Genomic DNA, 21,831 nt, shown 5'->3' with positions numbered 1-21,831 from the left:
CCTCCCCCCCCCCTATTTTGTCCCTCGTCGCGCTGTTGCCGCTTATTGCAGCGAACGGCACAGAATATTGCGCAATTCGACTTGCGCCCGCCGTCACAATCCGTAATGTGGACAGACGCATTTTTCGCAGCGCATATTTTTAAATGGCCTGTAAACCGCTTGTAAACGGGCGTCGCCAGACAAGAGGTTACGGGTGTCACCGCGAGTTTCTTTAGCAGCAATCCAGGGTAGGACAATATGAAAAAAGTAGGTTTGGTCGGTTGGCGTGGCATGGTGGGATCGGTTCTGATGAGCCGGATGCAGGAAGAGCAGGATTTCGCCCATATTCAACCTACCTTCTTCACCACCTCCCAGGCCGGTGAAGCCGCGCCCAACTTCGGCGTCGATGCCGGTACCCTGCAGGACGCCTTCGATATCGAGGCACTGGCCAAGCAGGAGATCATCATCACGGCGCAAGGGGGCGACTACACCAAGGATGTCTATCCGCGCCTGAAAGCCGCTGGCTGGCAGGGTTACTGGATTGACGCCGCCTCCTCCCTGCGGATGGAGAAAGACGCCGTCATCATTCTGGATCCAGTCAACGGTGACGTCATCGAGCATGCCCTGAACGACGGCATCAAGACCTTCGTCGGCGGCAACTGCACCGTCAGCCTGATGCTGCTGGCCCTCGGTGGCCTGTTCAAGGCCGATCTGGTGGAGTGGGTCAGCGTGGCCACCTATCAGGCTGCCTCCGGTGGCGGTGCCCGCCATATGCGCGAACTGGTTACCCAGATGGGGATGCTGCGTGACGAAGTTGCGGTCGAGCTGGCCGACCCTGCCTCCGCCATTCTCGATATCGAGCGCAAGATCACCGAAAAGACCCGCTCCGGCACCCTGCCGGTGGACAACTTCGGCGTGCCGCTGGCCGGTGGCCTTATCCCCTGGATCGACACCAAGCTCGACAACGGCCAGAGCCGTGAAGAGTGGAAAGGTCAGGCCGAGACCAACAAGATTTTGGGTATCGAGAACGCCGTCATTCCGGTGGATGGTCTCTGTGTGCGGATCGGCGCCCTGCGCTGCCACAGCCAGGCCTTCACCATCAAGCTGAAAAAGGATGTGCCGCTGGCCGAGATCGAAGCCCTGCTGGCTGCCCACAACGACTGGGTGAAAGTGATCCCCAACGATCGCGACATCACCGCCCGCGAGCTGACTCCGGCTGCCGTCACCGGCACCCTCAGCATTCCGGTCGGTCGTCTGCGCAAGCTCAATATGGGTCCCGAATATCTGGCCGCCTTTACCGTGGGTGACCAGCTGCTGTGGGGCGCCGCCGAACCGCTGCGCCGCATGCTGCGTATCCTGCTGGCGCGCTAATCCGCTCCAGAAGCAGATACAACAAGGGCGGGGAGTCACACTCCCCGCCCTTTTTCATTATCGCAGGTAAGGATCAATCCGCTTTGGCAGCACTCATCTTGGCCTTGACCGCTCCGATCACCATCGGCAACAGCGAAATGCCGATGATGCCGAAGATCAGCAGGGTAAAGTTCTGACGCACCACCGGCAGGTTACCGAAGAAGTGGCCCGCATAGACGAACGACAGCACCCACAGCAGACCACCCACCAGATTGAAGGCCAGGAAGCGTGGATAGGTCATGGCTCCCATGCCGGCCACGAACGGCGCAAAGGTGCGCACGATGGGCAGGAAACGGGTGATGATGATGGTTTTGCCACCATGCTTGGCATAGAAAGCGTGGGTCTTGTCCAGATAGTCGCGACGGAAGATTTTGGAGTCCGGGTTACGGAACAGCTGCTCGCCAAAGAAGTGACCAATGGTGTAGTTGACTACGTTACCCAACACGGCGGCGATGATTAACACACCGGCCAGGGTATGCACATCCAGCACACTGCCGACGGTGAGCGCACCAGCGGCAAACAGCAGGGAGTCACCCGGCAGGAATGGCGTTACCACCAGCCCGGTTTCACAGAAGATGATGAGAAACAGGATGGCGTAAACCCAGACACCATAATTCTCGAACAGCTCTTTCAAGTGCACATCAACGTGCAGGATAAAGTCGATTGCAAACAGGATCAGATCCATTTTTTCCATACCCATAAAGTGAACGGCGTGGAGTCTACGCCAATGCCAGGCGGCTCACAATCACTGGCCCAGCCTCTTTTTCTTCCCGCAGGAGTCCCTCTGAAATGAAACCGTTTTATCGGTGTCATCCCGAGAGAAAACAAGAGCCATGGCACGAGAAGATCGTATGCGGGCAGACACTGTGCCGCTAAGTCAGCGCCTCCAGATCCTGGCGTACCGTGGGAGGTAAACAGCGCTCCCAGCCCCACAGCAACACCAGCAGCAGAGTCACGTCATCAAACCAGCCCAGCAAGGGCACCACGTCGGGGATGAGATCCACCGGGCTGATGCCATAGAGCAGGATAAGGATCACCAGCCCCTTCGCCCACCAAGGGGTTCCTGGGTGGCGAAAGCCCTGATAGAGACGGCGCAGTCGTTGCCAGATCAGCCCGCGTTTGCGGCTCATGACTCGATCAGCTCGCCGCGCAACCGCTGGATCTGGTCCCGCAGTGCCGCCGCCTGTTCGAACTCCAGATCCCGGGCATGCTGGAACATCTGTTCCTCCATCCGCTTGATCTCTTTGGCAATCTCGCTGGCAGAGCGAACATGGTACTCCCCTTGCGGTTCGGCGGCCTTGCGCCCCCCCTTGCCCGCTTTGCCTGCACTGCGGCTGCCCCCCATGTCCATCACATCCCCCACCGACTTGTTGAGCCCTTTGGGAGTAATGCCGTGCTTGAGGTTGTGAGCATGCTGCAATGCACGGCGCCGCTCGGTCTCCTCGATTGCCACCTTCATGGAGTTGGTAATGGTATCGCCGTAGAGGATAACCTTGCCGTTGAGGTTGCGCGCCGCCCGACCGATGGTCTGGATCAGCGAGCGGGTAGAGCGCAGGAAGCCCTCTTTATCCGCATCCAGAATGGCCACCAACGACACCTCCGGCATATCGAGACCTTCCCGCAGCAGGTTGATACCCACCAGCACATCGAACTTGCCGAGACGCAGATCGCGGATGATCTCCACCCGCTCGACTGTATCGATGTCGGAGTGGAGATAGCGCACCTTGACCCCGTGCTCCGCCAGATATTCGGTCAGATCTTCCGCCATCCGTTTGGTCAACGTAGTGACCAGCACCCGCTCCTCGATGGCAACCCGCTTGCGGATCTCGGAGAGCAAATCGTCCACCTGAGTGGTCACCGGACGCACCTCGATCTCCGGATCGAGCAGGCCGGTGGGGCGCACCACCTGCTGCACCACGTCACCACCTGACTTCTCCAGCTCGTAAGGGCCGGGAGTCGCCGAGACAAACACCGTCTGCGGCATCAGTGCCTCGAATTCATCGAATTTGAGCGGCCGGTTATCGAGCGCCGAAGGGAGCCGGAAACCATACTCCACCAGGGTCTCCTTGCGGGATCGGTCCCCTTTGAACATGGCGCCAATCTGCGGCACGGTTACGTGGGATTCGTCGATGATAAGCAGGCCATCCCCCGGCAGGTAATCAAACAGGGTCGGCGGCGGCTCCCCCGGCGCCCGACCGGAGAGATAGCGGCTGTAGTTCTCGATGCCGGAGCAATATCCCAACTCCTGCATCATCTCCATGTCGAACTGGGTGCGCTGGCTGATGCGCTGCTCTTCCACCAGTTTGTTCAAGGACATCAGCTGCTCGCGGCGGCTGCGCAGCTCCTCCTTGATATGCTCGATGGCCCCCAGGATGGTCTCGCGCGGGGTGGCATAGTGGGTCTTGGGGTAGATGGTGTAGCGCACCACCGTCTGCTCGATGGCGCCGGTCAGGGGATCGAACTGGGAGAGCCGCTCCACCTCTTCATCAAACAACTCCACCCGCAGCGCCAGTTTGTCCGATTCGGCAGGATAGATGTCTATCACCTCGCCGCGCACCCGGAAGGTGCCGCGCTGGAAGGCCATGTCGTTGCGGGTGTACTGCAGCTCGGCGAGACGGCGCAGGATATCCCGCTGGTTGATCACATCCCCCACTTTCAGGTGCAGCATCATGCTGAGGTAGGCCTGCGGATCCCCCAGACCATAGATGGCCGACACCGAGGCCACGATCACCACGTCGCGCCGCTCCAGCAGCGCCTTGGTGGCCGACAATCGCATCTGCTCGATGTGATCATTGATGGAGGCATCCTTCTCTATAAAGGTATCGGTGGTCGGCACATAGGCTTCGGGCTGGTAGTAGTCGTAGTAGGAGACGAAATACTCCACCGCGTTGTCGGGGAAGAACTCCTTCATCTCGCCATAGAGTTGGGCAGCCAGGGTCTTGTTGGGGGCCAAAATCATGGTCGGGCGATTGAGGGTGGCGATGACATTGGCCATGGTGAAGGTCTTGCCCGAGCCGGTCACCCCGAGCAGGGTCTGGTGGGCAAGGCCAGACTCGATGCCATCGAGCAACTGGGCAATCGCCGCGGGCTGATCCCCGGCGGGTTGAAACTGGCTGGCAAGTTTGAACAGTTTGCTCATGAACACTCCCGACACAAAACAGCAAGTAGAGCAGTGTAACCGAGGGGCTGGCAACGGTACACCCACGCCATCAGCGGAGAACGACTTGACCAAGCTGAACGGCTTCTGTATAGTGCCCCTCCTTGCCTGATGTTCCCCCGTAGTTCAGTCGGTAGAACGGCGGACTGTTAATCCGTATGTCACTGGTTCAAGTCCAGTCGGGGGAGCCAATTCCTCACCATCTCGGTGCAAGTTATCCACTTTAGTGCCCTCCTTCGCAGATTTTAATGCACAAGATCCCTCTTGCTGCTGACGCTCCCTTTTGTTACCCGCTTCTGCCCGACAGAGTTTTCTCCTGTCACATCTAACTATTTGATTTTTATACAAACATTTTTCATGCGGTATTTTTTAAACAGCGCTTGCACCCCAGTACTGGCGCGGCTTTGCGGCCCATGAACAAGATTCATAAACAGGGTTATCCACAGATTCTGTGGGTAAGTGATGCAATCCCTGTCAGGACGCGGGATAGCCCGTCATCGCGACCGGCAGGAGCCTGTTTTGCCAGCCAACCTGATTTTATGCTGTTTTACCGCCCCCCCTACCTCAGAGATCAAACAGGTCATATTGGCACCTTTCCAAGATATCTTTTTGCCAGCCCTTTTCCCGTGGGCGAGTGGGCAAACGCCATCGTAATTTGACTGTTTGCCACCGCTCACCACCTTCGGTTGAATCTGCTGAAACTGATCCCCGGCAACCGGCTATACAGCAGAATCTAAAATATTGCCCAACCCCCAACCGCTTCCGTTGCGAGCAGTATATTTCACTAATTGACAACGGCAGCGGCAGCAAAAATCCCCTGCTTTCATCAGGTAGCCCCCCTATCCCGCCGCCAGGGCTGTAAATAGCGTCCGATTACTTCCGATTAATCGGTCCCTTGTGCTTCTTTATTGGGGCCAGATCCGGCACAATATCGGCCCCACTTTTTTCCTCGGTTTTTCCGGGCATGACCATAGATTTCGTGACACTGCTACATCAAAGCGACTCTCTGCTGCTGTTCGTGGTACTGGCCTTCGGCCTGCTGCTGGGCAAAGTTCGTCTTGGCAACTTCCAGATTGGCAACACCATTGGTGTGTTGTTCACCGCCCTGCTGTTCGGTCAGATGGGCTTCGAATTTGCGGCCACCACTGAAAACGTCGGCTTTATGCTGTTCATCTTCTGTGTGGGGATCGAGGCGGGCCCTCACTTCTTCAGCGTATTCCTGCGCGATGGCATCCACTACATCACCCTGACCCTGGTGATCTTGCTGACCGCATTGCTGCTGACGGTGGGACTGGCCAAGTTCTTCCATTTGGGGCCGGGGATGGCAGCGGGGATCCTGGCGGGTTCCCTCACCTCCACACCCGCGCTGGTCGGTGCTCAGGATGCCCTGCGCAGCGGGTTGCTCAACCTGCCCCATCAGACCGACATGCAGGCGGTGCTCGACAACATGGGCATCGGCTACGCCCTGACCTATCTGGTCGGTCTGGTCGGCCTGATGCTGGTGGTACGCTACCTTCCCTCACTGGCACGACTCGACCTCAATACCGAAGCGCAGAAGATTGCCCGTGAACGGGGGCTCTCCGACAGCGACAGTCGCAAGACCTATCTGCCCATCATCCGTGCCTATCGGGTAGGCCCCGAGCTGGCAGCCTGGATCGGCGGCCGCACTCTGCGGGAGACCGGCATCTATCCCCATACCGGTTGCTATGTGGAGCGGATCCGCCGCAACGGTATTCTGGCCAGCCCCGATGGCGATGCCGTCATTCAGGAAGGGGACGAGATCGCGCTGGTCGGCTATCCCGAGAGCCACGAGAAGCTGGACGTCAACTACCGCAACGGTAAAGAGGTGTTTGACCGCAACCTGCTGGATCTGCAGATCGTCACCGAAGAGATCGTGGTAAAGAACGACTCCGTGGTCGGCCGTCATCTGGTGGAGCTTAACCTCACCGAGAAAGGGTGCTTCCTCAACCGAGTGGTACGCTCCCAGATCGAGATGCCGTTCGATCGCAATATCATGCTGCAAAAAGGTGACGTGCTGCAGATCAGTGGCGAGAAGCAGCGGGTTAAACTGCTGGCCAACAAGATCGGCTTTATCAGCATCCACAGCCAGACCACAGATCTGGTGGCCTTCACCACCTTCTTCGTGCTCGGCCTGCTGATCGGCTCCGTCTCGCTGGTGTTTGGCCAGATCGAATTTGGCCTCGGCAATGCGGTCGGACTGCTGCTGGCGGGGATCCTGATGGGTTACCTGCGGGCCAACCACCCGACGGTCGGTTATGTGCCGCCGGGCGCTCTGCGGCTGGCCAAGGATCTCGGTCTCGCCGTCTTTATGGTGAGCACGGGTCTGAAAGCCGGTGGCGGCATCCTCGACCACCTCAGCGAAGTGGGGATGGTGGTGCTCTTCTCCGGCATGCTGGTCACCACCTTGCCGGTGCTGGTGGGCTATCTGTTCGGCGTCTGGGTGCTCAAGATGAACCCGGCGCTGCTGCTCGGTGCCATCACCGGTGCCCGTACCTGCGCTCCGGCCATGGATGTGGTCAACGAGGCCGCCAACAGCTCCATTCCGGCGCTCGGTTACGCCGGCACCTATGCGGTGGCCAACGTCATGCTGACCCTGGCTGGCTCCTTTATCATCGGCTTCTGGTTCTAGCCAGCAGCATCACAGCACGCCAATAACGAAGGGGAGCATGGCTCCCCTTCTTGCTGTCTGTTTTTCACCATAATAACCGGGCGGGGTCATTCCCGTCACACTGGCCATCTGTGCAGACCTCTTGCCACAAACACACTCCCTACCCACGACGGCTACTCTCTGCTCTGCTCTGCTCTGCTCTGCTCTGCTCTGCTCTGCTCTGCTCTGCTCTGCTCTGCGACGCTTGATGGCAGATCCCGAAGACAAAAAAAGCGCCCTGAGGCGCTTTTTTCATATCAACCGGATGATCAGGCTTTGAACTTGCTGAACACCAGAGAGGCGTTGGTACCGCCAAAGCCGAAGCTGTTGGACATGATGGTATTGAGTTCGGCCACTTCGTACTCGCGTACAATGGGCAGACCTTCAGCCTTCTCGTCCAGGGTCTCGATGTTGATGCTGGGAGCGATAAAGCCGTGTTCCATCATCAGCAGGGAGTAAACCGCTTCGTGCACACCGGCGGCGCCCAGCGCATGGCCAGTCATTGCCTTGGTCGCGGAGATCTTGGGACCGTTGGTACCAAACAGGGTCTGGATAGCTTCCAGCTCCTTGGTATCGCCAACCGGCGTGGAGGTGCCGTGGGTGTTGATGTAGTCAACCTTGCCAACCCCTTGCATCGCCATCTTCATGCAACGCACGGCGCCTTCACCGCTCGGGGCAACCATGTCATAGCCATCGGAGGTAGCACCGTAACCGGTCAGCTCGGCATAGATGTGGGCACCACGGGCCAGCGCATGTTCCAGCTCTTCGATCACCAGGATACCGCCGCCACCGGAGATAACGAAACCATCGCGGTTTGCATCATAGGTACGGGACGCTTTTTCCGGCGTGTCGTTGTACTTGGTAGAGAGGGCGCCCATGGCGTCGAACTGGATAGTTGAGGTCCAGTCCAGCTCTTCACCGCCACCTGCGAAGACCACATCCTGCTTGCCAAGCTGGATCAGCTCCATGGCGTGACCGATGCAGTGAGCAGAGGTCGCGCAGGCAGAGCTGATGGAGTAGTTGACACCCTTGATCTGGAACGGAGTCGCCAGGCAGGCAGAGGTGGTGGAAGACATGGTACGCGGCACCATGTAAGGGCCCACACGCTTGACCCCTTTCTCACGGGCGATGTCCACAGACTCCGAAGTGTTCTTGCCGGAAGCACCACCTGAACCGACCACCAGGCCGGTACGCTCGTTGGAAACCTGATCTTCCGCCAGACCTGCATCTGCAATGGCCTGCTGCATGGAGAGATAGGCGTAGGCCGCAGCGTCACCCATAAAACGCATGACTTTACGGTCGATCAGTTCAGACGGCTCGAGTTTGATGTTACCCCAGACACGGCTGCGCAGGTTGTGCTGCTCGAACTGCTCGGAATAGGTGATGCCGGATTTACCTGCTTTCAGGGAGGCCAGCACTTCTTCCTTGTTGTTGCCGATACTGGAGATGACGCCGATACCGGTGATCACTGCTCTTCTCATTAATTCATCTCGTCTGGAAAAACTGGCGCCAAGTCTACCCGCTTTCGGCTGCCAAACTGGTCTGCTTTCACGTAGAATGCCCGCGATTTTGTGACGCGAGCCGAGGAAAACGTGAGTCAAACATCCTTACATCATGCCCGATTGGATTGGAATGAGGCGGGAACTCCTGTCTCCAGTGACTTCGGGGATGTGTACTTTTCCAATAATAACGGTCTAAGTGAAACCCGCTACGTCTTTTTGCAGCAAAACCGGCTACCTGCGCGATTTTCGCACCACGATAGTGACAGTTTCGTGATAGGTGAAACAGGTTTCGGCACCGGTCTTAACTTTCTGGCGACAATGCAAGCCTTCCTGGAACAGGCGCCCCAATCCGGCAACGGCTCCCGTCTGCACTTCATCAGTTTCGAGAAATATCCCCTGACCCAAGGCGATCTGCGCAAGGCCCTGGCGGCCTGGCCCGAACTTGACCACTTGAGCAAGGATCTCATCGCCCAGTGGCCGCTGCCGGTATCCGGCTGCCACCGCCTGCACTTTGCGGGTGGCCGTATCCGCCTCGATCTCTGGTTTGGCGACATCAAGGATATGCTGCCGCTGGTACCGCACCGGGCAGAGGGTCTGGTCGACGCCTGGTATCTGGATGGTTTTGCCCCGGCCAAGAACCCCGAGATGTGGACCCAAGCGCTGTTTGATGGTCTGGCCCGTCTCGCTCGCGAAAATGCGACCATCTCCACCTTTACCTGTGCCGGCTTTGTGCGCCGCGGCCTGATTGCCGCCGGTTTTGCCATGAAGAAAACCAAGGGCCACGGCACCAAGTGGGCCATGTTGATCGGTGAACGCTGTGACAAGGTGCCCGCGCAGACGATCGCTAACCACTATGCGCGTCCGGTAGGCAGGGATGGCGAGATTGTGATCATCGGCGGCGGCATCGCCTCGGCCATGACCGCACTGTCGCTGGTAGAGCGGGGCCGCAAGGTGACGCTGTTGTGTGAAGATGGCGAACCGGCCACCGGTGCCTCCGGCAACCGCCAGGGCGCGCTCTATCCGCTGCTGAACGGCGAGCACGATGCACTGTCGCGCTTCTATTCGCAAGCCTTTGGCTATGCCCGCCAACGGCTACTGATGCTGGCCGAGCGCCATCCCGTTGCTTTCGAATTGTGCGGTGTGGTGCAACTGGGCTATGACGACAAATCCCGTGCCAAGCTGACCAAAATGAGTCAGGGCCCCTTCCCGCCCGAGCTGATGCAGCCCCTTACCGCCGTAGAGACCGAAACGGTCGCTGGCCTGCCCAGTGGTCATGAAGGAGTCAGCTACCCGCTGGGGGGCTGGCTCTGTCCAGCCGATCTCACCCGCGCCGCCCTGCAAGAGGCGCAGGCTAGCGGCCTGCTTGAGGTGGAGTTCCACACCCGGGTGAGCGCCGTTGCCGAGCAGGCCGATGGCTGGCACGTAGAGAGCCAGGATGGCCGCCACTGGCAGGCACCCAATCTGGTGGTCGCAGCCGGTCACCAGTTACCGGCTCTGCTCCCCTTTGCCGAACTGCCGCTCTATCCGGTGCGCGGTCAGGTGAGCCATGTGCCGACCACTGCCAGCTTGCGTCAGCTCAAGACCGTGCTCTGCTACGATGGCTACCTCACCCCGATGCACAACGAGCAGCACTGTATCGGCGCCAGTTATGGCCGCAACCAGAGCAGCCTTGAGTATCGGGCCGAAGAGCAAATCCAGAATCAGACACGGCTGCAAGCCTGTCTGCCGCAGCAAGCCTGGCCCGCTAAAGTGGATGTGAGTGACAATGAGGCCCGCGTAGGGGTGCGCTGCGCCAGTCGGGATCACCTGCCAGTGGTGGGACCTATCGCCAGATTGGCAAGCCTGGCGGATCACTATGCGCATCTGCAGCGTGATCAGCACAACGCACAACCGCTGCCTCTTTACCCCGGCCTCTATGTGCTGGGGGCGCTCGGCTCGCGGGGTCTCTGCTCGGCGCCACTCTGTGGCGAGCTGCTCGCCAGCGAGATCTGTGGTGATCCCCTGCCGCTGGCCGCCGATCTGCTGGAGGCGCTGCACCCGGCGCGATACTGGGTGCGCAAGCTGCTCAAGGGCAAGTCACTGGCATAATGCGCCACCTGAAACAAAGAGGCCGCCCACTGGGGCGGCCTCTTTTATGCTCTTCTCTTTTATAGATGAGATGGCGCCAGTCAGACTATCTGGGCCAGTGAACACCGAGCTGCTCACCATAACGGGTTTGCCGCTGAAAATCGGCCATTCGACTGCGGATCTTCGCAAGCTCGCCCTGCCCCGCCGCCCAGGCGGCGTAACGCAGTGCCTGACAGTCGCTGTGGGCTGGCAAGGCAGCAATCGCGCCGCCTACCTGATTGGCCCCCTGCTGCACCATCTCCTTGAAGCGGGATTCATAGTCGAACATGCTGGCCAGTAAACGAGCCCAGCGTTGACGGGCCGGATCGACCGCGTTGCTCTGCCCTTCACCACTGCCCACACGCTGGCGCCAGCGGGGCAGTTCGACCATGGCACGGGTCGTTACAGTCACCTTGGTGAACTGGCACAGCCCCTGCTGCTGCTCGGTGTCAAGCTGCCAATCGAGCTGATAGCTCGCTTTCCCGAGTACGGGCTTGCCATTCACTTTGGGGGCACTCTGGGCAATCGCACGGGCAAGCTGGTCCGGACTGGTTGCATTGACCTCATAAAAGCGGACATTGATGCGGGACTCTGGCACCACTTGTGGTCGGCTTGGCTGAGCCTGACCCATCAGGGGCAGCAGCAATAATCCGGCCCCCACTACGACTCCATAGAACTTGCTGACCATGCCAGACTACCTTCCTTGATTGCACGGGCGGAGTACCAACCTTGGCGAAATCCACCGCCACACAGATGACGGATATAGCCTATGTGTGACTACGAGGCGGCGCAATACAATGATGTACCCAGAAATAAGAGCACGCTCACAGGTTGCGTGAGCAGAGTATGGCACAAGGCAGAAACTGTATTTTTATTGAGCACCCCGACTGATGCGCTGCCAATCGAGGTGGAAGTTTTTCACATTAATGTCGTGACCATCTATCTGAATAAAATGATCATTTTTAAGTCGAGTGGCAAAAAAATTCTGATCAGCTCCCTCTTTGAGCCACAGCTCGCAAAGGCCCCGTTTTCCCTTTTTGACGTAAAACCGGGGAGTGGTCAGCAGCACCACCCCATCAACCCGGATGGCGTGACGGGTCAAACAGCTCGCTTCCGTCGTTTTGGATACCAGTGCGGCAAAGCGGGGTTGCTCGCTTTCGGCCACCACCAGCACCCCGTAAGAGTGTGGGGCCATAAGTAGCCGCATGGCAACGGCCTGATGGGGACCAGTTTGATGAAAACCATCATTTTTCATCGCAAATGCGTGGGTAGGTAAAAACAGCAATGAAAATAGAAAAACACAGCGTTTAATGCCTATTAAATCGCCAATAGCCACATAAAAGCCTCAAAAGACAACCAATAATAGCGAGCCTAGGCAGTCAAAGTCGCTGGGTAAAGCGCATTTACCTTTCTTTAATTCTGTTTACGGGGGGAAACGTTGATTTAGCTCACACAACATCTGGTTTGAAGTCGCCAGCCTACCCCTATAGTAATAGACTCCCTCCACTCTCATTCAACCAGAAGACAACTTATGCTGGAACTCATTGTTGGCACCCTGGTCACCTTGGTGGTGGGCCGTGCCATTTTTAAAGGATACTCAGCGACCGGGGTGTTGCTGAGCGGCGGCTTGCTGCTGCTGGTCGCCACCGCGCTGATGGGCAAAGCCGTGCTGCCGAGCAAGGTCGTCAGTACCGGTTACATTGCGACCGATATCTTCGAATATATCCGCTTCCTGCTCAATGACCGTGGCGGTGGATTGGGGATGCTGATCATGGTGCTGTGCGGCTTCGCCGGCTACATGAGCCATATCGGCGCTAACACCATTCTGGTCAAACTGGCCAGCAAACCCCTTGGCATTATCAAATCCCCTTACATCCTGTTGGTCGCTGCCTATCTGGTCGCCTGTGCCATGTCGCTGGCAGTGAGCTCCGCGACCGGTCTGGGCGTACTGCTGATGGCCACCCTGTTCCCGCTGATGGTCAACATGGGGATCTCCCGTGGCGCAGCGGCAGCCGTGTGCGCCTCACCGGCCGCCATCATTCTGGCCCCAACTTCAGGTGACGTGGTGATGGCCGCTCAGGCCGCCAACATGCCGCTGCTGGACTTTGCCTTCAAACTGACCCTGCCAATCTCCTTGGTGGCCATCGCCTGCATGGCGGTCACCCACTTCTTCTGGCAGCGCTACCTTGACCAGAAATCTGGCGAGCATAACGAGCCGGTTGCCCCGGGTGATCTGGTGACTACCGCGCCTGCCTTTTACGCCATCCTGCCGTTCACCCCCATCATCGGGGTGCTGGTATTTGACGGCAAATGGGGCCCGCAGTTGGATATCGTCACCATCATCGTCATGTGCATGGTGCTGGCCAGCCTGCTGGAACTCATCCGTATCCGCAATGGCAAGGAGCTGCTGGACGGTTTGCAGGTCTGCTGGCGCAACATGGCTGACGCCTTCGCCGGTGTGGTCATGCTGCTGGTCGGTGCCGGTGTCTTCGCCCAGGGTCTGATGACCATCGGCTTTATCGACACCCTGCTGACCCATGCGCAGGATCTCGGCTCGGGCGGCGTGATCATGATGTTGTCACTGGTGGTGATCACCACGCTGGCCGCCTTCACCACCGGCTCGGGCAACGCCCCCTTCTACGCCTTCGTGGAGCTGATCCCCAACCTGGCCACCAGCCTTGGCATCAATCCAGCCTATCTGGTGATCCCGATGTTGCAAGCCTCCAACCTGGGTCGCACCATTTCACCGGTCTCCGGTGTCGTGGTCGCCTGTGCGGGGATGGGTAAACTCTCGCCGTTCGAGGTGGTCAAACGTACCTCCCTGCCGGTGGGTGTCGGTCTGCTGGTCGTGATCATCGCCACCCAGATCATGGTTCCCGCCTAACCTTTAGCCAGCCCGGCATCCTGCCGGGCTGGTATCATCCCCCCCCTTTGCAGTAGACTCGGTGCTCATTTTTCCCCTAAGGAGGACCGAGATGAGTATTACGGTTCAACTTGCCCATTTCAGTGATTGCCACTCCCACTTCGATGGCGCGCCGATAAGCTTCTCCCCTGTCGGTGAAGCCCAGTGGCGTACCCAGTGCGGCGGTTATGCCCGGATCCTGACCCGCCTGACCCAACTGCGTGAACAAGCCGCAGCGACTGGCCAAAGCTGTCTATTTCTGCACGGTGGCGACTCCTTTCAGGGCTCTCTCTATTTCAACCGGTTCAAAGGGCGCGCCAACGCCGACCTGCTCGCCATGCTGGCTCCCGATGCCATGGTGCTCGGCAACCATGAGTTCGATCTGGGCAACGGTCCGCTAGTGGAGTTTTTGCGCCAACTCGATTTTCCGGTGCTGGCCGCCAATCTGGACAACAGCCAGGAGCCAGCCGACACGCCTCTTCGCCTGTGGGATATCCCCCACCTCTACGATGCCCATCAACCCTGGCATCGCCGGGTGATCGATGGGGTTCCCTTTGCGCTGCTCGGCATCACCCTGGCCCAGATGGCCGCCATCGCCAATCCGGATCCCCACACCCGTTTCCATACGGTGGCCGACACCCTCACCCGGGTGCTGCGGGAGATCAAGGGGGAAGGGATCCACCACATCGTGCTGCTGAGCCACCTCGGGCTGGATCAGGACAAGCAGCTGGCCGAGCGCTTCCCCGAGCTCAGCCTCATCATCGGCGGCCATACCCACAGCCTGCTGGGGGATCTCGCCCCCCTCGGTCTGCCAAGCGAAGGCAGATATCCCCTGATAAGCAACGGGGTGGCTATCCTGCACGCTGGCCATAGCGCCCTCTGCCTCGGTGTCTGCGAGCTTACCTTCGATGAAGCAGGCCGCGTCGTGCAGAGTCAGGGTCAGCTGGAGTGGCTACCCTGGCAGCCCTGGCCGTTTGCCTCCACGCCACCCGTCGGGCTCACCTTCTGCGAGCCGGATGCACGGCTTGAGCAGCATCTGGCCAAACGCTACCGGCCGGAGATCGAGACCATGACAATGCGCATCGTCACCCAGCTGGCGGCACCATTGCCCCATCAGCGGCTGCCGGATGCCACCTTGCCACACGGCAGCCAGCTAGCCCCGCTGGTGGCCCGCGCCATGCTGACCGCCGCCCGTGAACAGGTAGGTGAGGTCGATTTTGCCCTGCACAACGCCGGTGGCGTGCGCTGCTCGCTGGAGCCTGGCCCCTTAAGCGAGGCTGATATCGCCGGTCGCCTGCTCCCCTTTGCCATCCCACTGACTCTCTATCGGGTCCATGGCCACGAGCTGGCGGAAGCGCTGGAAAACGCCATCGACAACGCCACCAACAACGGTGTCATCGGTAATGGCAACGGCAGCTTCCCCTACACAGCGGGGGTGCGTTTCACCTATCAGGCCGATCGGCCCAAGGGTCAGCGCATCACCCGGCTTGAATGGGAGCATGCCCCCGGCCAGTGGCAAGCAGTGGAAAACGAGCAGATCTATCGCGGGGTGTCGAGTGCTTATACCGCCTCCGGCAAAGAGGGCTACACCGCGCTGACTCGTACCCTGACCCAACACAATCAGGAGCTCGGCATCACCCTGGCCGACGCCTTTATCCGCTGGGCTCGCCACCTGCCCACACTGGCAGCGCAGCCGCCTCTGGTTGAGTACATCAGATGATGCTGAGGGGAAATGGCTTTGCCACATCCCCCTGACGGCCAATATTGCCGCAGCCAGCGCCCGGTTCCCTTCAGGAACCGGGCTTTTTCGAGAATATTTGTCCCACACGGGCCCACCCCATTGCATCGTACTCACTAGCTCGGCAAGATAGGCCCGCTTTCAAGACCAGCTGCAGGAACAGGCGACTTCATGAATCACTCCATCCGTTTCACTCCCCCTCGCGTCAACCCGGGCATCAAGCCAGCCATCGTGCTACTGACCGCCCTGCTGGCGCTGCTCTTCTGTCTGCGCAACCCACTTGTTCACGCCATGGCGCCGGGCTTTGATGCCTCGCTGTTCGCGGTGATGGGCAAGATGTGGAGTGAAGGGGGTGTGCTCTATCGCGACATGATCGACATCAAGGGGCCGATGATCTTCGCCCTCGATGCGCTGGGCTACGGTCTGGGGGGATTTGTCGGGATCTGGGCGCTGGAGTGGGTGCTCTGCTGGCTCGGACTGCTGGCCAGCTGGCAGGCATTTGCCCAGCTTGGTCTCTCGTTCAAGGCGCGTCTCGGTGCCATGCTGGCGGTGTTGGCCCTCTACGGTACCCGTTACTACTACGGCAACATGACCGAAGACTGGACCTTCCACCTCGCCCTCATCGCCCAGTGGGCCTTTATCACCCTGCTGCTGGACAAGGGATTTCGCTGGTGGCCCGCGCTGGTGGCCGCCCTCACCTTCGCCATCGTCGCCTGGATGCGCACCAACAATGGCGCCTTCTGGGGCGCCTGGTATCTGGTGCTGTTCTGCCACTGGTGCCTGCACGAGAAGTGGCGCGATGCCATCCTGCTGCTGATCTCCAGCCTGCTTGGTCTGGCGCTGATTGGCGGCCCGCTTTACGCCTACTTCCAGCAACATGATCTGTTGGCAGCCTTCAAATACTACGCCTTCGACATCTTCTTCGAGGGGAGCTACGGCAACGGCTTCTCTCCCATGGTCGGCGCCGTCGGCCTGCTGCGCACCGGCCTGGTCATGCTGCTGCCCGCCTTCATCATTCTGATGCTGAGCCGCCGTCAGGAGTGGTATCTGCCCGCCCTGCTGGCGACCCTGTTTGGCGTACTGTTTACCCTGATCGCCAACTCGGTCTCCGGCCATGTTTTCGATCACTACGACGTGCTCTATCTGCAACTGGCGGTGCTGCCGCTGGCGGTATTGCTGGATCGCAGCGAACAGCAGGCCGATGCCATCGGCCTGCTCTGCATCTCGCTGGTGGTGCTGACCGCCAGCTGGCTGCTGGCCCAGCAGCTGGTCTTCGGCTGGAGCACCAAGGAGTGGTCCCTCGAACGGGTCAACGAGGTGCTCGGCACCAGCCTGCTGTGGGCACTGCCGGTGCTGATCCTCATCCCCCTCTGGCGAGCCTGGGATGTTCGCCGTGCCACCCCCTGGCTGGCCACACTGGCCATGCTGCTGCTGCTGCTCAACAACGCCTGGGAAGGGACCCTCAAGGGCCGCCCTTTCAATCCGGCCGCACAGGTACGGGTTGATCGGATCAAGGCAGAGACCAGCCCGAGCGACAAGATCTGGGTCGATGGCATCCAGCCACAATATTATCTCTGGACCGATCGCCAGCCGGCTTCCGCCTACCTCTTCTTTGCCAACGTCAATCCGCCCTATGACGTACGCGAGCGGGTGCTGGCCGATATCCAGCGCCAGAGCCCGAAGTTCATCATCGCCAAGCCGGATCGGGTGAGCGAGGAGCTTAAAAAACCGAGCTCGCCCTCCCATCTTGCCTTCTATCAATACCTGACCAGCCACTACGAAGAGGTCGATCCGGGTCTCTATCGTCGACGCTGAGCGTCCATCGCGCCCCACAGGGCGGCCATTGTTGCAATGGCCGCCCTTTTTATTGCGCCAGAGCCTCTTGCAGCGACGGCCCCCAGTAGGCAAGCCCGCCCGAGATAACTACAATGACGCTCTTTTTGATGTGACGAGTAACACCATGGCGGAACTGACTTATCTGGGCGGCTATCCCGACCCCCTCAAGGCACAGGTACAGCAGCTGATTGCGGCAGGCAAGCTGGGCGAGATGCTGGCCAAACGCTACCCCGAAAGCCACCCGATCCAGAGCGACAAGGCACTGCTCGCCTATACCATGGAGCTGAAGAACCGCTACCTCAAAAGCTCGGCGCCCCTGTCAAAAGTGGTATTCGATGGCAAGATCAACGTCATCAAGGATGCCCTCGGCCTGCACACCTACATCAGCCGGGTGCAGGGTAACAAGCTCAAAGCCAAGAACGAGATCCGCATCGCCGCCCTGTTCAAAGAGGCGCCAACGCCCTTTCTCAAGATGATCGTGGTGCACGAACTGGCCCACATCAGAGAGAAGGATCACAACAAGAGCTTCTATCAGCTCTGCCAGCACATGGAGCCGGACTATCATCAACTGGAGTTTGATCTGAGGCTCTGGCTCACTTGGCGCGATATCGACAAGGCCAGCCGCTAACCGCCATCTCGTATCAAGGAGGAGAGATGCCCCCAACCGCCCCTCGCAACCCGGCAGGGAAAAGAGACCGACCCCATTGGCAGGGTGCACTGTTTGGCCTGCTCGCGCTCTGCCCCCTCTTCTCCCAGGCGGCTGAGCGCTGGCAGAGCGACAGCTATATCACCGAGAGCTTTATGGCCATCGCCATGGAGCGGGAATATCACGAAACGGCTCACCCCCGTTTTACCCGCTGGCAGCAACCGGTACGGCTGCAACTCATCAACGAGTCGGGGGACAAGCCACTGCAGGCGGAGGCAGTCAAAGTACAAGCAGCCCACCTCGCCCGCATCACCGGCCACCCTATCAGCATGGTGACCAGCAAGCCCAACCTCACCCTCATCATGACCGACTACCAGCGGATGAAGGGCTGGGCCAAGCGCACCATGGGCAATACCCCTTCGGTCAATGCCGCGCTCAAGGAGGGGCTCTGCATCGGCCACTTTGCCACCAACCAGCAGCACGAGATCAGCAGTGCCACCATCATCATTCCGGTGGACTACAGCCGGGCCAAGGGGCGCTTTCTCGACTGCGTGGTGGAGGAGTTTACCCAGGTGATGGGGCTGCCGAACGACTCGGACAAAGTCTTCCCCTCCATCTTCAATGACAACAGCATCGACAGCTTCTTGACCGGCCTCGACTATGTACTGCTCAAGCTCGCCTACCACCCGGCCCTCAAAGCGGGAATGAACAGCGACGAGGTACGCGCAGCCCTGCCACTTGCCATCAAGGATCTGCGTGCCAAAGGCGAGATCAGCGAGGCTGACCGCCGGGTCCAACAACAGAGCCTGAAAAGCTGGGCGGGGTTGTAACAGACATTGCACTATCCAGTGCCAGAAAAACCACGACTCGCTTTGCGCCACCCACAAAAAACGCAGCCAAGTGGCTGCGTTTTTTGTTATCCGGGGATATGCGGCGCGTTAGCGGGCATGCCCGTTTATCCGCTGACCATTATCCAACACCAGAATTATCCACTGACCGTGTGGGATCAGGAGGCAACATTCTCTTCCGGCATCCAGCTATCCGCGTTCTCCCACACCTCCTGCACCATGGCTTCGGCCAACTCTTTGTCTTCCTTGCTGGCACGGCTGACGGTCAGGGCCATGGCACTGCCCGGCGCAACCCGAACATGGATATCGGGGAATTTTTCACCAAGCTGCTTGAGCAACTCCTGACGCAGCGCCTCCATGGTCGAGGTCGGGATCTGATGTTTTCTGTCGATGATGATTTCAAGACGCATAGGAAACTTCTCCATGATTTATAACTGTATTTTTATCCAGTATTCATGGGAAGTAAAGGGCCATCTTGCACCAATCAGAAAAGATCCAGCTGCTGGCCACAGATCCGGTCAAACGACTCGCCGATAAAGGGCAGGATGGCGTCGGCGATGGGCCGCAACTGCTTGTCGATATAATGTTCGTAATCGATAGCACTGCGCCGGTACTCCAGCGGTTCGGGGCCATTGAGGGTCATCAGATAGGCGATGGAGCCCCGATGCTGATAACGCAGGGGCAAACCGCGACGCAGGTTCTCCTCATCCGCCAGCCGTGCCGCCCGCACATGGGGCGGCACATTCTTCTGATACTCCTCGAGCTTCTGACGCAGCCGCTTGCGATAGACCAGCAGATCGTCGTGCAGGCCAGCCCGGGTCTCATCCACCATGGTACGCACATAGCCGCTGGGATCTTCATCGTGAAACACCAGCTCATAGAGGCGGGTCTGGAATTGCTTGGCCAGCATGGTCCAGTCGGTGCGCACCGATTCGAGCCCTTTGAACACCAGCTGCTCACCCCCCTCCTGCCCCTCGCTCGCCTTGCCAACCAGCCCGGCATAGCGCTTCTTGCTCCCCTTCTCCAGCCCGCGAATGGTCGGCATCAGAAAGCGGCGGTAGTGGGTCTCGTACTCGATCTCCAGATAGCTCGGCAGGTCGAACTCGCGCCTGATCAGCGAAGTCCAGTTGTCGTTGATCATGGTAGCCAGCTCGCGGCCAATCTGTTCGGCCTGCTGCGGGCTGGTCTCACGACCCAGATGGACGAAGGTGGAGTCGGTATCGCCATAGATCACTTCGAACCCCTTTGCCTCAATCCACTCGCGGGTCTGCTGCATGATGCTGTGGCCGCGCAGGGTGATGGATGAGGCAAGTCGCGGATCATAGAAGCGGCAGCCCCCCGAACCCAGCACGCCGTAGAAGGAGTTCATGATGATCTTGATAGCCTGGGAGAGTGCCTTGTTGCTGGCCGCCTTGGCCCGATCCCGCGCCGCCCACAGGGTGGCGATAAGATCCGGCAGGAAGTGCCGCTCGCGGGAAAACATAGCACCGCGAAAGCCGGGAATGGCGTGTTCTGGGTGTTGCAGCCCCTCCACCAGCCCCATGGGGTCGATGCAGAAGGTGCGAATGATGCTGGGATAGAGGCTCTTGAAATCGAGCACCAGCACGTGGCGATAGAGACCGGGCTTGGAGTCCATCACATAGCCGCCGGGACTCGCCAGTCCACTATCGGCAGGCAGATTGGGGGCCACGTAACCACCGCGGTGCAGTCGCGGCAGGTAGAGGTTGGTAAACGCCGCCACCGAGCCCCCCACCCGGTCCAGCTCAAGGCCGGTGAGGGAGGCACGCTCGATGGCAAAGGGGATGAGGTGACAGTAGTCGAAGATCTCCCACACCAGCTTGCAATCTTCCAGGTTGTAGCGGGCCAGCGCCTCCTTGTCGGAGTGGAACAGCTCGGTGATCTTCTCCCCCCGATTGGCCACATCCTCGATATCCTTGCCACGGCCAAGCAACTCGCTCGCGACCGCATCCAGACTGTAGCTGGCAAACTGCCAGGTGGCGCTTTTGAGGGTGTCGATGCCGTCGAGCACCATGCGCCCGGGGATGATGACGTTGCCGGTCTGGGGATCGTTGCGGGATGAGCGCCAGAAACAGAGCTCGCGCCCTCGCCCCAGCCGCAGGCGGCGCTTGTTGAGCTCGGCGCGGCGCAGCAGCAGACGAAAGTCAAAATTGACCACGTTCCAGCCAATCACCAGATCGGGGTCGTGCAGGCTGAACCAGCGCTCCAGCGCACTCAGCAGGGCACTCTCGTCCGCCACCCACTCGACCAAGGTGCCCCAGCTGTCGGCATCCGCTTCCGGGGTACCAATCATGATGACCCGCGCATCCTGCTCGCTGTAAAGACCGACCGAGAAGAGAGCACCGTCCATGGCGCACTCCACATCCAGCGACACCCAGGAGAGGGTTGGCGTCACCGCCTGCGGCGCGCAGCGTGCTTCGTTGACTTCCCAGTAGCCCTGCTTGCCTCCCTTCTGCACCGTCCGGCCATCGAAACGCACGCCAGCGGTGATGAAGCGCTCCATCAAAAAACGCTCCGGCAGCCGGATATCCGCCTCGAAGTGCTCCAAGCCACGGATCAGCAACAGCTCGATGGCGCGATGAAAGGCACTCAGGGTGGCAAAATAGCAGCCCACCACAGGGCGACCGTCGAAGGTGTGCATCGGCAGGCGGCGAAACCGCCCGCTCACCCCGGCGCCTTTGAACAGCTCCGCGGCCTCCGCCATATGGCTCTGCGGCAGAAAAAATACCGGCTCCTGCCCCGGCACCACCACCCGCACCGGACCCTGCGCACTCCAGAGCCACATCACGATCTCGGTGCTAGCGGCATGCCCGTTGCGGCCGCGCACATCCCGCCCGTGACGGGTCAGGATAAAGCCGTCGCACGGCGGGGTAATGGATGGGATGGGCGGGTTGTCGGTCATGCAAGTCATCGGGATCAACATGGAGATGGGAGTATTGTACGTTCATACAGTGCTTTGCTGCAATTGGCACGCCTAGCCGCAATGGCCACCTCAAGCTGCGAGGAGCGCTGCAAACTGGT

At 59.5% G+C, this 21,831-nt stretch carries 16 protein-coding genes and 1 tRNA gene; 9 read left to right on the top strand and 8 right to left on the bottom strand.

Annotated features, from left to right (window positions below):
• Positions 1-237: 237 nt before the first annotated feature.
• A complete protein-coding gene (asd, locus tag ACE1BR_RS05595) occupies positions 238-1,350 on the top strand; it encodes an aspartate-semialdehyde dehydrogenase (RefSeq protein ID WP_374868343.1) in 1,113 nt (370 codons plus the stop codon).
• A gap of 73 nt (positions 1,351-1,423) precedes the next feature.
• Here the strand turns inward: asd and ACE1BR_RS05590 are convergent, their stop codons facing one another.
• The 3 genes from ACE1BR_RS05590 to uvrB form a co-directional block, all read right to left on the bottom strand.
• Positions 1,424-2,074 carry a DedA family protein gene (locus ACE1BR_RS05590; RefSeq protein ID WP_374868341.1) on the bottom strand — a complete coding sequence of 217 codons (651 nt, stop codon included), beginning with the start codon at positions 2,072-2,074 and terminating at the stop codon, positions 1,424-1,426.
• Positions 2,075-2,261: 187 nt separating this feature from the next.
• On the bottom strand, positions 2,262-2,519 hold the full coding sequence (locus tag ACE1BR_RS05585) for a YkvA family protein (RefSeq protein ID WP_374868339.1): 258 nt from the start codon (positions 2,517-2,519) through the stop codon (positions 2,262-2,264).
• Complete coding sequence (uvrB, locus tag ACE1BR_RS05580; protein ID WP_374868337.1) at positions 2,516-4,528, bottom strand: excinuclease ABC subunit UvrB; 2,013 nt, start codon at positions 4,526-4,528, stop codon at positions 2,516-2,518. The genes ACE1BR_RS05585 and uvrB overlap by 4 nt, the downstream gene beginning before the upstream one ends.
• A 133-nt stretch (positions 4,529-4,661) precedes the next feature.
• Between uvrB and ACE1BR_RS05575 the strand changes: the two genes are divergently transcribed.
• Positions 4,662-4,737, top strand: a tRNA-Asn gene (locus ACE1BR_RS05575).
• 773 nt (positions 4,738-5,510) lie between these two features.
• Positions 5,511-7,196, top strand: a complete 1,686-nt coding sequence (locus ACE1BR_RS05570) for an aspartate:alanine antiporter (RefSeq protein ID WP_374868335.1) — start codon at positions 5,511-5,513, stop codon at positions 7,194-7,196.
• Between the two features lie 287 nt (positions 7,197-7,483).
• Here ACE1BR_RS05570 and fabB read toward each other — a convergent pair whose 3' ends face one another.
• The gene (fabB, locus tag ACE1BR_RS05565) at positions 7,484-8,695 is read right to left on the bottom strand and encodes a beta-ketoacyl-ACP synthase I (RefSeq protein WP_374868333.1); all 1,212 of its coding nucleotides are present in this window, start codon (positions 8,693-8,695) and stop codon (positions 7,484-7,486) included.
• A 90-nt stretch (positions 8,696-8,785) separates the two neighbouring features.
• On the opposite strand from fabB, the gene mnmC reads away from it, so the two are divergent.
• Positions 8,786-10,804 (top strand): bifunctional tRNA (5-methylaminomethyl-2-thiouridine)(34)-methyltransferase MnmD/FAD-dependent 5-carboxymethylaminomethyl-2-thiouridine(34) oxidoreductase MnmC, encoded by a 2,019-nt coding sequence (mnmC, locus tag ACE1BR_RS05560; RefSeq protein WP_374868331.1) that lies wholly within the window; start codon positions 8,786-8,788, stop codon positions 10,802-10,804.
• An 85-nt stretch (positions 10,805-10,889) separates the two neighbouring features.
• Here mnmC and ACE1BR_RS05555 read toward each other — a convergent pair whose 3' ends face one another.
• Positions 10,890-11,510: a DUF922 domain-containing protein gene (locus ACE1BR_RS05555; protein ID WP_374868329.1), complete on the bottom strand. Its 621-nt coding sequence runs from the start codon at positions 11,508-11,510 to the stop codon at positions 10,890-10,892.
• A 183-nt stretch (positions 11,511-11,693) separates the two neighbouring features.
• Complete coding sequence (locus ACE1BR_RS05550) at positions 11,694-12,158, bottom strand: hypothetical protein (protein ID WP_374868327.1); 465 nt, start codon at positions 12,156-12,158, stop codon at positions 11,694-11,696.
• 195 nt (positions 12,159-12,353) lie between these two features.
• Between ACE1BR_RS05550 and dcuC the strand changes: the two genes are divergently transcribed.
• The 5 genes from dcuC to ACE1BR_RS05525 all read left to right on the top strand — a co-directional run bounded on the left by dcuC (position 12,354) and on the right by ACE1BR_RS05525 (position 18,774).
• The gene (gene dcuC, locus ACE1BR_RS05545; RefSeq protein ID WP_374868325.1) at positions 12,354-13,706 is read left to right on the top strand and encodes an anaerobic C4-dicarboxylate transporter DcuC; all 1,353 of its coding nucleotides are present in this window, start codon (positions 12,354-12,356) and stop codon (positions 13,704-13,706) included.
• Between the two features lie 91 nt (positions 13,707-13,797).
• Positions 13,798-15,444, top strand: a complete 1,647-nt coding sequence (locus ACE1BR_RS05540; protein ID WP_374868323.1) for a bifunctional metallophosphatase/5'-nucleotidase — start codon at positions 13,798-13,800, stop codon at positions 15,442-15,444.
• A gap of 189 nt (positions 15,445-15,633) precedes the next feature.
• A complete protein-coding gene (locus ACE1BR_RS05535; protein ID WP_374868321.1) occupies positions 15,634-17,277 on the top strand; it encodes a hypothetical protein in 1,644 nt (547 codons plus the stop codon).
• A 145-nt stretch (positions 17,278-17,422) separates the two neighbouring features.
• Positions 17,423-17,926 carry a M48 family metallopeptidase gene (locus ACE1BR_RS05530; RefSeq protein ID WP_374868319.1) on the top strand — a complete coding sequence of 168 codons (504 nt, stop codon included), beginning with the start codon at positions 17,423-17,425 and terminating at the stop codon, positions 17,924-17,926.
• 26 nt (positions 17,927-17,952) lie between these two features.
• Positions 17,953-18,774: a DUF2927 domain-containing protein gene (locus ACE1BR_RS05525; RefSeq protein ID WP_374868317.1), complete on the top strand. Its 822-nt coding sequence runs from the start codon at positions 17,953-17,955 to the stop codon at positions 18,772-18,774.
• Positions 18,775-18,950: 176 nt separating this feature from the next.
• Here the strand turns inward: ACE1BR_RS05525 and ACE1BR_RS05520 are convergent, their stop codons facing one another.
• The gene (locus ACE1BR_RS05520) at positions 18,951-19,202 is read right to left on the bottom strand and encodes a DinI family protein (RefSeq protein ID WP_005352362.1); all 252 of its coding nucleotides are present in this window, start codon (positions 19,200-19,202) and stop codon (positions 18,951-18,953) included.
• Positions 19,203-19,276: 74 nt separating this feature from the next.
• On the bottom strand, positions 19,277-21,721 hold the full coding sequence (locus ACE1BR_RS05515) for a DNA polymerase II (RefSeq protein ID WP_374868315.1): 2,445 nt from the start codon (positions 21,719-21,721) through the stop codon (positions 19,277-19,279).
• Positions 21,722-21,831: the final 110 nt, after the last annotated feature.

It is taken from the genome of Aeromonas sp. MdU4, assembly GCF_041929505.1.
Taxonomy (GTDB): Bacteria; Pseudomonadota; Gammaproteobacteria; order Enterobacterales; family Aeromonadaceae; genus Aeromonas.
Note: the sequence above shows the minus strand (reverse complement) of the source record. Positions and strands in the feature narration are given on the sequence as shown.